Genomic DNA, 15,852 nt, shown 5'->3' with positions numbered 1-15,852 from the left:
CACCTTACAAAGTTAATTAATTACAATTATGGATTTTTTAGTATCTTTTTTCAAGTTAAGCCCAACTTTTACAGAAAATAAAAAACATCTGTTAGAGATACACACGTATTATCCATGTGTATACAACCTCTAACAGATGTTTATTTTTTATCATTAAATATATTGTAGCTTCTTTGCGGCCATGTAAGCAGCATCAATAGTAGCACCACCAAGGCACTCCTCACCATCATAGAAGACAACTTCCTGTCCAGGTGTGATAGCACGAACTGGGTTATCAAACTCAACATTGACCTTACCGTCACCTAAAACATGAACTGTAACACCAGTATCTTGTTGACGATATCTGAACTTAGCTGTGGCATGGAAAGTATCACCATAATCTAAGCCTGTGATAAATGAAAGATCTGAAGCCTCTAGATGATCAGCATATAGTCTAGGATTATCATATCCTTGGTCAACATAAAGAACATTCTTCTTCATATCCTTACCTACAACGAACCAAGGCTCGTTAGACTTACCGTTACCACCAATACCAAGTCCTGATCTTTGACCGATCGTGTAATACATCAAACCAGCATGATCACCCTTGATCTCACCAGCAGGTGTCATCATCTTACCAGGTTGTGCAGGTAAGAACTCACTCAAGAACTTACGGAAGTTTCTCTCACCGATGAAACATACACCAGTTGAGTCCTTCTTCTTAGCTGTAGACAAACCAGCCTCTTCAGCAATACGACGAACCTCTGACTTTTGCATACCACCAATTGGGAACAAAGCCTTTTGAAGTTGATCTTGTTGAACAGTACTTAGGAAGTAAGTTTGATCCTTGTTAGCATCGCCACCACGTAACAAATGAACAACGCCATTGTCATCGCGGAATGATTGGGCATAGTGACCCATTGCAATATAGTCAGCATTTAGCTTGTTGGCATAATCCAAGAAAGCCTTGAACTTAACCTCTTTGTTACACATAACATCAGGGTTAGGAGTTCTACCCTTACGATACTCTGCTAAGAAATATTGGAAAACACGGTCCCAGTATTCCTTCTCAAAATTAACTGAGTAGTAAGGAATACCAATTTTATTGGCAACCTTAGCAACATCCTCGTAATCCTCAGTTGCAGTACATACACCGGAGTCATCTGAGTCATCCCAGTTCTTCATAAATACTCCGATAACCTCATAGCCTTGTTGTTTCAAAAGAAGTGCACTAACTGACGAGTCAACGCCACCACTCATACCTACTACAACACGCTTCTTCTTATTATCCATTTTAAAACCTCATTTATTTTGCTAATACGTTTTTTTCTTTCAAAAAGTCCATCAAATATCTATAATCTTTGATTTCCTCTTCGGAATCTTTCAATTTAAAGATATTAATATTGTGCATACCGCTTTTATCGGTAATTGATAGTTTCAAACTATCTAAATCTTTACTAACAACAGCCTTAACAAAAAATCTTGCTGCATATGGAGAAGTTCCATTAAGTGGATGTTCCAGACGGAATCCACCCTTGTTAGTTTCTTTAAAACCACTATCCATTAGTGAATAACGTTTAACCTCAGAACTCAATTCATAAATCTCTTGATCTCCAAGTACTTGAGCTTGTTTTTTATCCATATTTATCATCCCTTATAAATAATCATTATTAGTTATAAGTTTGAATAAAATTAATTAATTAGTCAAGTCGGAAACGATATCTACTAACTTATTTGTAAATTTAACAATTTCAGCTTCGGTATTATCCTTACCAAAACTGATTCGCACTGAATCATTGATTTTAGGACTATCCTCACCAAACATTGCCACTAAGACATGTGAAGGTTCCAAACTACCAGCTGTACATGCAGAACCACCAGAAATGGCAAAACCTTCAAGATCCAAGCGAGTCAACAAGACCCCACGATCAATACCTGGCAAATACAAATTCATCACATGATTTAATGCATGACTGTCAGTAGGTCCATTGATTCCAAAAGGAATATTGTTTTCCTTCAAGATTTCTTGAATCTTTTGTTTGAAACCAAAATAACGAGTCTGGCGAGCCTTTTTTTCATCAGGTGTAATCAATTGCACTGCTTTAGCAAAACCAGCGATAGCAGGTACATTTTCAGTCCCCGCACGACGTTTAGTTTCTTGATCTCCACCCTTAACAAAAGACGGAATATGAATATCGTCATTAATATATAAAAAGCCGATAAACTTAGGACCATTGATTTTATGTGCTGATGTTGAAAGCATATCAATATGTTCAGCTTTGACATCAATATCTTCCATGCCATAAGCTTGCACAGCATCCGTATGGAAAAAGGCTTGATGATCTTTTAATAATTCACCAATTTCCTTAATAGGATTCATTGAACCTACTTCATTATTACCATACATGATTGTTACTAAGATAGTATCGTCACGCAAAGCATCTTTAACTTGTTGAACAGTGACCTCGCCACGTTCATTAGGTTTAAGATAAGTAACTTCAAAGCCAAGTGATTCCAAGTAGGCTAATGGTTTCAAAATAGCTTCATGTTCAATCGCCGTTGTTATAATATGTTTTCCTAATTTTTGTCTAGATAAAGCTGTTTCAATGACAGCCGTATTGTCACTTTCGGTACCACCACTTGTAAAGACCACTTCTGAATCTTTTGCGTTGATACTTTGAGCAATTACATGCCGACTTTCATCTAAAACTTTACGAGCTTGGCGTCCAAAATAATTGGTAGCAGAAGCATTACCAAAGTTGTTTGCCATTTGGTCGCTGATCACATCGACTACAGATGTAGCCATTGGTGTCGTAGCAGCATTATCTAAATAAACAAATGCCACAATAAATCCCCTCTATTCTTGGTCTAAAAAGTTCAGCAACATTGTTACTGATTTGCGTCCGGCTTGTAAAACAAATTCGTCAAAATTTACACTAGCACTTTCGTCACCAACATCACTCATTGAACGAATAACAACGAATGGTGTCTTGAATTGTGTACAGACTTGAGCCACAGCTGCACCTTCCATTTCAGATGCTAAAGCATCTGGGAACGACTTTTTAATTGTAGCAATTTTTTCAGCTGCGTCAATAAATTGATCTCCTGTTACGATCAAACCAACACGTGATGTTAAGCCAGTTCTCTTAGCAGCAGCTGCAATTTTTTCAACATAAGTCTTATCTGCATTAAAGTAAAGCTCTTGTTGAGGTAATTGACCAACTTTATAACCAAAACCAGTTGCATCAACATCGTGATAAGCCATTCTGTCTGAAATAACAACATCACCGATATGTAAACCTTCACCGATACCACCAGCTGAACCTGTATTAACAATAAAATCTGGTTGGTAACGTTCGTTGATAATTGTCGTTGTCATTCCTGCTTGTACTTTACCAATTCCACTTTGAGCTAGATAAACTTGATGATCTTTATAGTTACCGATTGTAATATCTACTCCAGCTACAGAATCTTTTTTAACATCAGTCAAAGATTCCTTCATTAATTTAATTTCTTCTTCCATTGGAACGATTACGCCAATTTTCATACTTTACTCCTCAAATAAAAAATAATATTAAAAACACTAAGATAATTAGGCCGAATACTGTAATAATGGCAATATTTAACTTTTTTTTCAAACGATTTGTCTTATTATCAAAAGATTGCATTTTTTCTTCAATAATTTGCTCAGGATGTTGTCTTGCATACTCTTGTTCAGCTCGACGACGTTCCTGCATGCGCATCTTTTCTTGTTGTTGTTCAATCTGATCAGCTCGTACTACCGTCTGCGGTTGATCAGCTGGTTTAGTCTTTGAATGATAAAAATCTTTCAATTTAGAAAACATTTATTTTTCCTTTGCTTCCATTAATTCCCAGTAAGTAACTGCATAGATTGATTTGGAATCACAAATAACACCTTTAGCAATTTGTTCTTTAGCTTCAGATAATGTTAATTCTTCTACATTTAAAAATTCATCAGGATCTAATGGACGCTTAAATTCAATTTTTTTCAAATCAGTTGCTTTAAAGACTGTCAACTTCTCATTTGAATATCCTGGACTGGCAAAGAAAGCTGTTACTTTCTCAAGATTATCAGTTGTTAGTCCTAACTCTTCATCCATTTCACGTAGGGCAACTTCCTTCAAGTCGCTACCCTCGTCTTCATCAATTTTACCGGCAGGAATCTCTAAAGTTTCCTGTTCTAAAGGTGTACGCCATTGTCTGACAAAAACCATCTTGCCATCATTAGTAAATGGAATAATTGCGACAGCACCATGATGTTGAACAACTTCACGAATATCAGGGATTCCGTTTGGCAAAACAACTTGTTCTACATCAACATCAAAAATTTTACCACCAAACATTCTCTTTTTAGCAACGATCTCTTCATAATATCTTGAATCTTCTTTACTCATTACTTGACCTTCCTGACTTTATTAATCTTACGACTGACATCACAATTGCAATTAAACAAATAACTACTGCAAATGACATTGTAACACGCATCCCATCAATAAAAATATCTGGTCTACCCTCAATGTAAGTAGTGACTGATTTGCCGTAGAACTTACTCATTGATAAAAATAGGACTGTTGTGGAAACTGAGACTCCAATTATCATACCTAAATTACGTGATAAGGCATTCAAACCACCAGCAATTCCTAAATCTTTAGTCTCAACTGAACTCATAATCATTGTATTATTGGGTGCCTGGAATAAACCATTACCCAAACCATTTAACCCAATACATAATAAGATAAACCAAATTTCCGTCTTCAGATTAAAAGCTAAATATCCCAATTGAGCTAATTCAATCACGACTAGTCCAACAATTGTTAAAACAATTGGATTAACCTTTGCTGATATTTTACCAGAAATAGGCGCAACTACAACCTGTACTAGTGGAAAAGCCATCAAGATATAACCTGCAGTAGACGCAGCAATTCCTAAAGCATTTTCCAAATAAAATGGTGAAATCACGTTAAAGAAGAAATTAGTAACAAAGATAAAGAAACCTGCTACTAGTCCCAATGTGAAATTATGGTTACGAAAAATTCTTAATTCAATCATCGGATTAGCAACTTTTTTCTCAATTGTTAAGAATACGCCGAAGAAAATTATTGCAGCTATAAAGGCAACAATAATATAAGGATTGGTGAATCCAACTGACTGACCAATAAAGATGGCCCCAAAGAAAAGCAATAGCGTTACAAAGTATGCTGCAAACCCAGTTTTATCAAATTTAACAGGATTAGTTTTTTCCGACTTGGGCAAATTAACATAGCCCAAGATCAAAGCTACCAAACCAATTGGAATATTGATCCAAAAAATATAACTCCAATGGAAATGACCCAAGATCAACCCACCGATTCCTGGCCCAGCAATTGCTCCAATAGAAACAAATGAACCAATGTAACCTAGAGCATAACCACGCTCTCGCAAGGGAAACGTTTCGGTAATAATGCCGTTATTAGTTGCCATAGCCATTGAAGCACCGGTAGCTTGGACTACTCTACCTACTAATAACATCACTAAATTATTGCTTAATCCACAAACAATAGAACCAATAATAAACATCACTGAACCAATTTTGAATACTTTTATTTTACCGATTGAATCAGCAATTTTCCCAAACATCAACAAGAAAATACAAATTGTGACTAAATAAATAGAAACAACCCACTCAGCCATATTCATCTCAATATTCAAATTCTTACTAATAACTGGCAAAGCAATATTTACAATTGAACCGTCGAGCGTTGCCATCAAAGTAAAAATACCAACTGAGATCAAAATCATCCATCTTCTTGGATTTGCTTGTTCGTCCATATTTCTTCTCCTATTTTCTTTTCAAAGAAAAAGAAAGCACTATTCAGCGCTTTCTTCTTTTTTGATATTAATATTAACGGCTTGTGGTCCTTTATAACCAGGTGCAATCTCAAAGGTAACGTCGAGACCTTTTTCAATATAAAAGTCTTCACGATTAAGAATTGAGTCTGCAAAGAAGAAAATATCTTCTTCTCCATTATTTATAAAGCCGAAGCCACGGTCCTTATTGAACCTTACTATTTTTCCTGTGAACATTATTTACCATTCCTAATCATCAAAGCCCTCAGTCTTTGTTTCTGGATACTCTTCAGCAACAATCTTAGCACATCTAGCACAGAATGTTGGATAATTACTATCACTACCAACGTCAGTCTTGATCATACGACATCTTTGACAAACGTCTCCTTGAGCTTTTTCAACTAAGACATCGGCAAGTTCATACTTATCAGCATTGGCTAATTCTTGGTCTGAAAGTTCAAATTGAGAAACAATCAATAGTTGACCAAAGTTACTATCAATCTTGTCAAGAACGGCCTTCAAGTCGGCACTTGGATGAACGGTTACCTTAGCCTCAAGTGATTTACCAATCATCTTATCAGCACGAGCAACTTCTAGTGACTTCAAGACGTTGTCTCTAAAGTCCATAAATGTTGTCCAATCACTTTCGATTTCAGCTTGATCAGAAATATCTTCAACCTCTGGCATTTCTGCTAATTGAACGTACTCTTCTGGTTCTTTAAGGTATTCCCAAACTTGCTCCATAGTATGTGGCAAGATTGGTGTCAACATCTTAGCTAATTTAACAACTACGTCATAGATAACGGTTTGCATTGAACGACGAGCATGTGAATCCTCAGCATCAATATAAACAACATCCTTGGCAAAGTCTAAGTAGAATGTTGACATTTCATTAACGATAAAACTAACAATTGATTTCTCAACATCAGCAAAGTCATATTTGTCATAATCTGCTAGAACATTCTTAACTAAGTCATTCAACTTAACCTTAATATATTTGTCTTCTGGACGAAGATCACTATATGCAACAGCATTAGTCTTTGGATCAAAGTCAGTTGTGTTAGCTAACATGAATCTGATAGTATTTCTGATCTTACGATATGTTTCAGAAACTTGTTTAAATGAGTCAACTGAAACAGAAACATCAGAACTTGAGTCAACTGAAGCAACCCAAAGACGGATGATTTCGGCACCGAATTGTCTTTCGATATCACTTGGTGAAATAACATTTCCAAGTGATTTACTCATCTTAACGCCCTTTTTATCCAAAGTGAAACCTTGTGACATAACAGACTTATATGGTGCAACACCATAAGCAGCTACAGAAGTAACTAGCATTGAATTGAACCAACCACGATATTGATCAGAACCTTCAAGAATTAAGTCAGCTGGGAATGTTAAGTTATCACGTGTCTTAGCAACACCTGAATGAACTGTCCCAGAGTCAAACCAAACATCCAAAATATCAGTTTCCTTAGTAAACTTACCATTTGGACTACCTGGATTAGTATAACCTTCTGGAAGTAGGTCTTTAGCGTCCTTTTCAAACCAAACGTTAGAACCATACTTACCAACAAGATCAGCTACATGGTCAACAGTTTCTTTGGTCATGATTGGGTCACCATTTTCCGCATAGAAAATTGGTAGTGGGACACCCCAGGCACGTTGTCTAGAAATTACCCAATCACCACGATCACGGATCATGTTGTAAAGACGTGTTTTACCCCATGCAGGTTTGAAGTCGATTTTTTCGATTTCATCAAGGATTTGTTGTCTAAACTTATCAATTGAAGCGAACCATTGTGGTGTAGCACGGAAAATAACAGGTTTCTTTGTACGCCAGTCATGAGGATAACTGTGGGTGAAGAAACTTAATTTCAATAGTGAACCATTTTCCTTCATACGTTCAGTAATCATCTTGTTAGCGTCATTATAGAAGACACCTTCATATTCTGGTACTTCATCTGTGAAACGACCTTGTGCATCAATTGGTGAGAAGACAGGCAACTTGTACTTCATACCAACGACAAAGTCATCAGCACCAAATCCAGGAGCTGTATGAACTAAACCAGTACCATCATCAAGTGTAACGTGGAATCCAAGAATCAATTCTGATTCACGGTCATAGAATGGATGTGTAGCCGTTAAACCTTCAAGTTCAGCACCCTTAAATGTCTTAAGAATTTCAACATTTTCCCAGCCAAGTTGTTCTTGAACGAATTGAATTCTTTCTTGAGCAACAACGTACTTCTTACCATCAGCATTAACTTCTGCATAAATAAATTTAGGATTTACACAGATAGCTTCGTTAGATGGAATTGTCCATGGAGTTGTTGTCCAGATAATGAATGAAGCATCACTGTCAACTACACCTTTACCATCACGTACTTTGAAAGCAACAAAGATTGATGGTGATTTGATATCTTTATATTCAACTTCAGCTTCAGCTAGAGTTGATTCAGATGATGGTGACCAATAAACAGGTTTTTTACCACGATAAATGTAACCTTTATCAACCATTTCACCAAAAATTTCTAATTCAGCCTTTTCAAATTCAGGTTGATAAGTAATATATGGATGATCCCAATCAGCTGAAATACCTAAACGTTTGAAACCAGCCATTTGTTTCTTGATTTCACCTTGAGCAAATTCGTAACATAATTTACGATATTCGGACATGCTCATTTCCTTACGTTTAACACCTTTTTTGGCCATTTGTTGTTCAATTGGAAGACCATGAGTATCCCAACCAGGAACATAAGGTGAACGGAATCCGTCCATTGATTTGTAACGAACGATAATATCCTTTGAAACCTTATTTAGTGAATGTCCCATATGGATATCACCATTAGCAAATGGAGGGCCATCTAATAATTCAAAAGTTGGTTTACCTTCATTTAATTTTTGTCGTTTTTCATAAAGTTTGTTTTCTTCCCAAGCTTTTTGCCATTCAGCTTCCTTGTTTGGCAAATTACCACGCATTGGGAACTTAGTTTTACCTAAGTTAAGAGTATCTTTTACTCGCATTCTTTCACCCCTTCTAAAAATAAAAAGAACCCATCCAATTCTAGGACGAGTTCTCGCTATACCACCTATTGGTAAATTAATATACGGTTTTTTAAGAGCCGATATACCTAAAGAATTTTTACTAACCTCACACCATTTGTTAGCTCGCTGAAAAAATTTACTTTAAGCACTTATTCTCTTAATTTTCCTTCGAATCACCATCAGAGTCATCTTGAAAATTGAACGTAGGTTCATTTTGTTGATGATTAATCGTATAAGATTCGTCTGGCTGGTTATCCTGAATATTATCATTATAATTCATTTGATCTGAGTTTGAAACCTGATCTTGCATATTTTCATTATTTTGTACATTAGATTGATAATCTTGAGTAGTACCATTGGCTTGATCACCAATTTCTCGTTTTAACTTTTCAGTAGATGTACTGTCATTAAGCTTAGACCACTCAGGATTTTCAACCATATCAAGCTGTTGCTTAAGCATTCCTTGAAGACCTTGACGGAATGAATTAACTGATTTCTTCAAATTATCAGTCTCAATTGTGACCTGGCGGGCACGATCAGACGCATCCTGCAAAATTCGATTAGACTTATCAGTTGATTGATTTAGTAAATCACGAGCCTTTTTCTGAGACTCTTCAACAATAATCTGTGCTTCCTGTTCTGATTCAGACTTCACCTTTTCAGCTGCTTCTTGAGCAACCAAAATGGATTGATTCAAAGCATCCTTCATATCAGTGAAATATTTCAATTGGTCAGTAGTATCTTTGAGTTGTTTCTCTAGTTCAGCATTCTTTTGTAATGCCAAATTATAATCTTGAGCTGCTTGTTTCAGAAAGTCATTCACTTGGTCGCGGTCATAGCCTCTAAATTTACTATCAAATTCTTTATCCTGTATTTCTACTGGTGACAATACCATAACTTCACGCCCCTATTATTTCTTAATAACATTTACGAACAGAATATATTTATTATTCTTAGATCGTCCCATAATGTCGTTAATTCTTATTCTACCAAAACCTCTTACACTAAGTGTATCAGTTATTGTAATAAATGAACTAGCATTCTTATTAACAGCCCAATTTATTTGAACTTTCCCATGATCTACTAACGCTTTAGCATTTTGTCGAGATAAATCGTAAACAGTAGCGATAATCGTGTCCAAACGTAATGATTGAACATTAATTGTCTCGTCGGTTGATTCATCTTTGGGTAATAACAAATCCTGAAAATCTTTTTCCATCAAATGTACTTTGAAAGGACCGATTTTCTTAACTTGTTCCTCAATATAATCACTCATTGACTTGAAAACAAAAAATTGCCAGTTCTCACCGTCGGTAATAATATCACCGAAGCGATCACGATCAATTCCTGAACCAGTTAAAGATCCAAGAATCTGTCCGTGATGTAAATTAGCAAATTTCTCTGGATAACGAATTTCGTACATAGAAACATCGTAATCCGAATCCTTAGGTACAAAATAGTCAGGAGCAATTATTCCCCTGACCCTTTCAGCATTATCATATCCACCAAAATAATGTACAAATAAATCATCATACTTATTAATCAGATTGTTTAAAATTGTTTGCTCTCTTAAATTTAAAAAATCCGTCAATTGTGGAGTATACATCGTTTGAGCCTTCAGTAAAAGGTCGCTCATTTTATCAATGAACGGCTTTTCTTCAGGCCTAAAATAGCCTCCACCCATGACTCCCTTTTTATCTTCCATCATAAAATTATCATAAAGATCACTTTCTGCAATAATCGTATTAATATTATGGCAATTATTGGAGAGAAATCAAAAAGGCCAATACTCGTTGGTATGACTCTTCTGATTAGATTTAAGAATGGATTTACCATTGAAGCAACAAATCTTCCAAAAGCAGAGTTATACAGAGCCGGTACGAATGACATCAAGCAGTATACGAATAAGATAAATTCATACAATTCAAACGCCCAACTAATGATAAATGGTAATCCACTTACAATTCGATCCATATCTTTCCTCGACTTACTATTCGTTTATGTCTGGTATACTTCCATCGATTTCAAACTTCGGTGGTGTGCAAAGAAAGATCTTTTCCCCAACACGTTTAATCTCGCCATTTAAAGCAAAGATAGTACCAGTTAAGAAATCTACGATTCTCTTTGATTGTTCATCATTGACATTATTAAAATTAACAATCACAGCTTTATTATTCAAAAGTTGTTTAGCAATAACCTTTGCGTCAGAGTAAACTCTGGGTTGATAAATAGCAATCTTACTATTGACCGCACTTCTACTCTCACTTGCTGCACTCATTGATACGACCTTTTCATTGTTTGAATAATTTTTTTTAGGTTGAGGCGTTTCGACTGGTTTTTCTTCAAAGTCTTCATCGTCATTAATTCCAAAAAAACTGCTTAGTTTTTCAAATGCCATAAGAAAATCTCCTTTTATTTATTGTTACGACGTTTAAAGATTGGAGGAGTTGAATCATCGTCATCATCACTTAAATCGATAGTTTCAGGTTTTTGGAAAATTTCAAAATCTCCTTTTTCACCAGAAACATCTTTTGACTTAGATGCGTCACGATTAATATCCCAAGCAGCCAATGGATCGTTGTTATTAGTTTGTTCCTTTGGCTTAGCTGGTTGTTCATCAGCATTATTATCAGTTGCTTTATTTTGGTTGTTATTAAAAGCAGCTCTTGGATTATTTAAAGGACGTCTAGCTGGTTCACGCTTCTTATCTTCACTTTCAACGCCTGTAGCAATTACAGTAACCTTAACTTGGTCACCCAAAGTATCATCGATTGAAGTACCAAAGATAATATTAACATCTGAGGTAGCTTGTTCGGAAACAATTTGCGCTGCATCTTGAGCTTCAAACAATGACAAGTCTGGACCACCGGTAATGTTAAGAAGAACTTGTTTAGCACCATCAATTGAAACTTCAAGTAATGGTGAAGAAATAGCCTTCTTAGTTGCTTCAGTGATTCTGTTTTCGCCGTTAGCTGTACCGATACCCATCAAAGCTGAACCTTGATCAGACATAACAGTCTTAACATCGGCAAAATCAAGGTTAACAAAACCAGGTGATGTAATTAGATCAGAAATGCTTTGAACACCTTGACGTAAAACATCATCAGCAATACTAAATGCTTCACCCATTGGTGTCTTCTTATCTACGATCTCAAGTAATTTGCTATTAGAAATGATAACTAACGTATCAACATCTTTTTTAAGCTCTGTGATACCATCAGCAGCAAAACGAGAACGCTTTGCACCTTCAAAGGCAAATGGACGTGTAACAACGCCAACTGTCAAAGCACCACTTTCTTTAGCAATATTAGCTACGATTGGAGCAGCACCAGTACCAGTACCACCACCCATTCCGGCAGTAACAAAAATCATATCGGCACCTTCAAGGGCCTCTTTAATGGCTTCTTCACTTTCTTGAGCAGCCTTTTGTCCAACCTCGGGATTTGATCCAGCACCTAATCCTCTTGTTAGTTTAGGTCCTAATTGAATTTTGGTTTCAGCGTTAGAGCTTTCTAGTGCTTGAACGTCTGTATTAGCAGTGATGAATTGAACACCTTTGATTCCTGCTTCGACCATTCGATTTACGGCATTACCACCAGCGCCACCGACACCGATAACCTTAATTACCGCTCCCTTATTATTGGTTGAGTCTAAAGTATATTCCATTAAGGAGTTCCTCCTAGTTCAAAATTGAATTTAATTTATTTTTATTAATCAAAAAACTTACTCCAAAAGTCCTTCAGCTTCGACGTCTTCTTAGTCTCATCGGGCTTAGAAGTCTCATCATCATTAGCTTTAGGTTCTTGAGTTTGTGGTTGTGGCCGTTGTTCTTGCACTGTTTGATTAACAGGGGCTTGAACAGGACGCTGTGACTGAACTTGTTGTGGTTGTTGTTGAGGCGTATTACGGTCAATAGTTGCACCATTAACGACATTATCAGCAATCACACCAATATCATTTAACCTAGAAGCATAGGTCACTAGACCTAAGCCCAATGAATATGAAGGATATCTCATACCCATTTGTGTTGGGACATAACTTCTTACTTTAACATTAAAAATCTTTCGAGCTAAATCCTCAACATTAGGCGTTGCAGCAACTCCACCGGTCAATACAATTCCGCCGGGAAGTGACAAAGCACCAGCATCCTCTAACGGAGCTTGTAACCTTGTAAAAATCTGCTCCAAACGAGCTTCAATGATTTCAGACAAATACTCTTCCGAAATTGTCTCAGGTTCATTCTTACCAACCACTTCAACACTGATATTCTCCTCAGTTGATGCTTGAGTTGATGAAGCATTACCATAGTAAAGTTTTAATTGATTAGCATTTTCTACTGTTGTATTCAAAACTACCGAAATATCATGAGTGACATAATCTCCACCTTCAAAATCAACTGTAGACAATTTGAGGTTATGATCATGAACAACTGAAGCAGTCGTCTGACCAGCACCCATATCGATAATTACGGCTCCAAAGTCACTTTCACCATCGTTTAATACAACTTGACTTAACGCCATCGGAGAAATAACTTTATGAATAATATTTAGACCAGCCTTTTGGATGGCCTTTTTCGTATTATGTACAATTGTTTTTGGTGCAGTATATATGATTCCTGTCATTTCCAAACGAACACCAATCATTCCGCGAGGGTCACGAATATTATTGAACCCATCAACAGAAAATTGTTTAGGAATTAAAGAAACCACTTCTCGCTCACTAGGTAAGTTTTGAACCATTGCAGCCAACATAACTTGTCTGACATCATTTTCAGTAATTTCTTTTGATTGGGAACCAACTGCTATCATTCCCTGACATTTTTCAATCTGTAACATATTAGCCGATATACCGACTACAACGTCACGAATTGTGATATTTGCTTGTGTTTCGGCCCGCTTAACAGCCCGTTTTATAGCACCTGCAGCCTTATCAATATCAACTATAACGCCACGGCTAACTCCTTGTGATCGTTCGCTTCCTACGCCAACAACACTTAATCTGTCATCTGACGATTCAGCAACCACTACTTTTACTGAATTTGTACCAATATCAAGACCTACAAAAAACTCTGAATTGTCCATTAATCGTGGCAGCCTCCCTTACCTAGAAAAAATCTATTCACTAAAAAATTTTAACACAAAAACGATTAGATTAAACCTATTTCTTATCTTTAAAGGGATAAGAATAGGCTCCTATCTCCAAATCTATAACGCCCTTCTTTTTCATTTGGGCAGCCATACCTGGATAATATTTTAATTTAGTTTTAACTGTTCTCATATCTGCGATAACTTTATTACCATCATTCATATCAATTTTAATCCGATATGGATTTAACTTAGTCGGTGAATTATAGATTTCTGAAATATTTGTTTGCACGCTACTTGGTAATTCAGCATATAAATTAGCAATTTGTTTTAAACGCTTAGTCCCAAAATTACTATACGTTGGATAATTACCAATTGGAGCACTCATTTTTTGATTTATCACATGACCATTGTTGATAATACGGTAATAATAGCCATTCTTATTGATGAACCCTAACGTTGGATACTCCTTAACATGTATCGTTACATCTCGCATATTTCTTGTCTTAATTGACATTGACTCAATAGATGGTAATTTTTTTTCAGTCTTTTCTGTAATTGATTTATGATGTATCAAAAGATTCAACAGCACTGAATTATCGTCGATCTTAGTTGCATTGATAACCTGCTGTGCGCCTAAATCATTAACACCTTCAACATTAATATTTCTAACTTTACTCAAAGGCGAACCAAAATAAGCAATAATAATTATGATAAAAACTATTAAAAATATCAATCCATTTTTACTTATCCTAATTCTTTTTTTTAATGCCATCAATATCAATCCTTATACTACTTATTTACCAAACCCGTTAGAATCTTGATCAAACGATCAGCGGCATCGGGAACACCGATTTTCTTAGATTTATCAGACATTTCCTTTTGGATCGATTCGCTACTCATAATCTCATTGACCTCTTGGAAAAGAGAGTCGGGAGTAAGATCTGATTCAGGAATCAACTTAGCAGCACCGACATTTGAAACAGATAGTGCATTCTTCATTTGATGATCATGCGTTACATACGGACTTGGAATAAAAATTGCAGGAATACCTAAGGCAGTTATCTCGGCAATACTTGTTGCACCGCTACGACCAACAATCAAATTAATGTCAGGAAGAATTTCTGGCATATTATCAATATATGGTAATACTGAAATATTTGCACTCATTAGGTACTTAGAATCGATTTTTTCGACCACATTATCATAATGTACACGTCCTGTTACGAAAAGAACCTGATAATCAGCTGCCGCAAACTTATCCATCGCAGCTATTGTTGCTAAGTTAATTGGCTTGGCACCTCTAGAACCACCAAAAATCATAACAGTTGGCTTATCAGCTGCTAAATTAAATTCTTTCAAACGATCATTTTTCTGAATATTGACCACTTCTTGAGCTCTGGGATTTCCAGCAAACACCAACTTCTTCTTTTCGCTGAATTGGTCAACTGCATCTGGAAAAGCAATAGCAATCTTATCAACAAAATGTGCTAAAAATTTGTTTGTTACACCAGCGATAGTATTCTGCTCATGTATAACGGTGGGAATATGCATGGTATGTGCCGCATATACGATTGCACTTGAAACATAACCACCTGTCCCTACAACGATATCAGGCTTAAATTCTTTGATAATCTTTTTAGATTTACGAATACTGGATAAGAAGAGTTCAACGACTTTAACATTTTCAAGTGTCAATTTACGTTTAAAGCCACGAATTTCAATCGTCTTAAAATCTATTCCTGCATTCTTAACTATCTTACTCTCTAGCCCTTTTTCAGTTCCAACGTATAAAACATCCTCAATCATGTCTCTTTCCTTGAGGCGTTTAATTAAAGCCATCGCTGGATAGATATGGCCACCCGTTCCACCACCGGATACGATTATACGCATT

Annotated in this window: 17 protein-coding genes; all 17 read right to left on the bottom strand. The window is 36.1% G+C overall.

Going from position 1 to position 15,852, the window contains the following annotated elements; translation table 11 throughout:
* Positions 1-153: 153 nt before the first annotated feature.
* Positions 154-1,272 (bottom strand): tRNA 2-thiouridine(34) synthase MnmA, encoded by a 1,119-nt coding sequence (mnmA, locus tag FC97_RS02020; RefSeq protein ID WP_054643632.1) that lies wholly within the window; start codon positions 1,270-1,272, stop codon positions 154-156.
* 13 nt (positions 1,273-1,285) lie between these two features.
* Positions 1,286-1,621, bottom strand: coding sequence for a hypothetical protein (locus FC97_RS02015; protein ID WP_054643633.1), 336 nt, complete (start codon positions 1,619-1,621; stop codon positions 1,286-1,288).
* 54 nt (positions 1,622-1,675) lie between these two features.
* Positions 1,676-2,824 (bottom strand): cysteine desulfurase family protein, encoded by a 1,149-nt coding sequence (locus FC97_RS02010; RefSeq protein WP_054643634.1) that lies wholly within the window; start codon positions 2,822-2,824, stop codon positions 1,676-1,678.
* A 12-nt stretch (positions 2,825-2,836) separates the two neighbouring features.
* The gene (locus FC97_RS02005; protein ID WP_054643635.1) at positions 2,837-3,526 is read right to left on the bottom strand and encodes a 5'-methylthioadenosine/adenosylhomocysteine nucleosidase; all 690 of its coding nucleotides are present in this window, start codon (positions 3,524-3,526) and stop codon (positions 2,837-2,839) included.
* 10 nt (positions 3,527-3,536) lie between these two features.
* Positions 3,537-3,824 (bottom strand): hypothetical protein, encoded by a 288-nt coding sequence (locus FC97_RS13640; protein ID WP_054643636.1) that lies wholly within the window; start codon positions 3,822-3,824, stop codon positions 3,537-3,539.
* Positions 3,825-4,394, bottom strand: a complete 570-nt coding sequence (locus FC97_RS01995) for an NUDIX hydrolase (protein WP_054643637.1) — start codon at positions 4,392-4,394, stop codon at positions 3,825-3,827. It abuts the gene before it with no gap.
* Positions 4,387-5,808, bottom strand: a complete 1,422-nt coding sequence (locus FC97_RS01990; protein WP_056967702.1) for an MFS transporter — start codon at positions 5,806-5,808, stop codon at positions 4,387-4,389. Before FC97_RS01990 ends, FC97_RS01995 begins: the two co-directional genes overlap by 8 nt.
* Before the next feature lie 39 nt (positions 5,809-5,847).
* Entirely contained in the window at positions 5,848-6,063 is a 216-nt protein-coding gene (locus tag FC97_RS01985) for a cold-shock protein (protein WP_054643638.1), read from the bottom strand.
* Between the two features lie 12 nt (positions 6,064-6,075).
* Positions 6,076-8,853 (bottom strand): isoleucine--tRNA ligase, encoded by a 2,778-nt coding sequence (ileS, locus tag FC97_RS01980; protein ID WP_056967700.1) that lies wholly within the window; start codon positions 8,851-8,853, stop codon positions 6,076-6,078.
* A 178-nt stretch (positions 8,854-9,031) separates the two neighbouring features.
* On the bottom strand, positions 9,032-9,769 hold the full coding sequence (locus tag FC97_RS01975; protein ID WP_054643639.1) for a DivIVA domain-containing protein: 738 nt from the start codon (positions 9,767-9,769) through the stop codon (positions 9,032-9,034).
* Between the two features lie 15 nt (positions 9,770-9,784).
* Positions 9,785-10,582, bottom strand: coding sequence for a YlmH family RNA-binding protein (locus FC97_RS01970; protein ID WP_225868777.1), 798 nt, complete (start codon positions 10,580-10,582; stop codon positions 9,785-9,787).
* Positions 10,579-10,848, bottom strand: a complete 270-nt coding sequence (locus FC97_RS01965; protein WP_025084736.1) for a YggT family protein — start codon at positions 10,846-10,848, stop codon at positions 10,579-10,581. Before FC97_RS01965 ends, FC97_RS01970 begins: the two co-directional genes overlap by 4 nt.
* 16 nt (positions 10,849-10,864) lie before the next feature.
* Positions 10,865-11,272, bottom strand: coding sequence for a cell division protein SepF (locus tag FC97_RS01960; RefSeq protein ID WP_025084737.1), 408 nt, complete (start codon positions 11,270-11,272; stop codon positions 10,865-10,867).
* Positions 11,273-11,286: 14 nt separating this feature from the next.
* Positions 11,287-12,540 (bottom strand): cell division protein FtsZ, encoded by a 1,254-nt coding sequence (gene ftsZ / locus FC97_RS01955; protein WP_054643641.1) that lies wholly within the window; start codon positions 12,538-12,540, stop codon positions 11,287-11,289.
* A 44-nt stretch (positions 12,541-12,584) separates the two neighbouring features.
* The gene (gene ftsA / locus FC97_RS01950; protein WP_054643642.1) at positions 12,585-13,955 is read right to left on the bottom strand and encodes a cell division protein FtsA; all 1,371 of its coding nucleotides are present in this window, start codon (positions 13,953-13,955) and stop codon (positions 12,585-12,587) included.
* Positions 13,956-14,031: 76 nt separating this feature from the next.
* Positions 14,032-14,733: a cell division protein FtsQ/DivIB gene (locus FC97_RS01945; RefSeq protein ID WP_054643643.1), complete on the bottom strand. Its 702-nt coding sequence runs from the start codon at positions 14,731-14,733 to the stop codon at positions 14,032-14,034.
* 17 nt (positions 14,734-14,750) lie between these two features.
* Positions 14,751-15,851 carry an undecaprenyldiphospho-muramoylpentapeptide beta-N-acetylglucosaminyltransferase gene (gene murG / locus FC97_RS01940; RefSeq protein WP_054643661.1) on the bottom strand — a complete coding sequence of 367 codons (1,101 nt, stop codon included), beginning with the start codon at positions 15,849-15,851 and terminating at the stop codon, positions 14,751-14,753.
* Position 15,852 lies beyond the last annotated feature (1 nt).

It is taken from the genome of Companilactobacillus kimchii DSM 13961 = JCM 10707, from assembly GCF_001435445.1.
In the GTDB taxonomy this organism is placed as follows: Bacteria; Bacillota; Bacilli; order Lactobacillales; family Lactobacillaceae; genus Companilactobacillus; species Companilactobacillus kimchii.
This window is presented reverse-complemented; position numbering and strand designations above follow the sequence as displayed.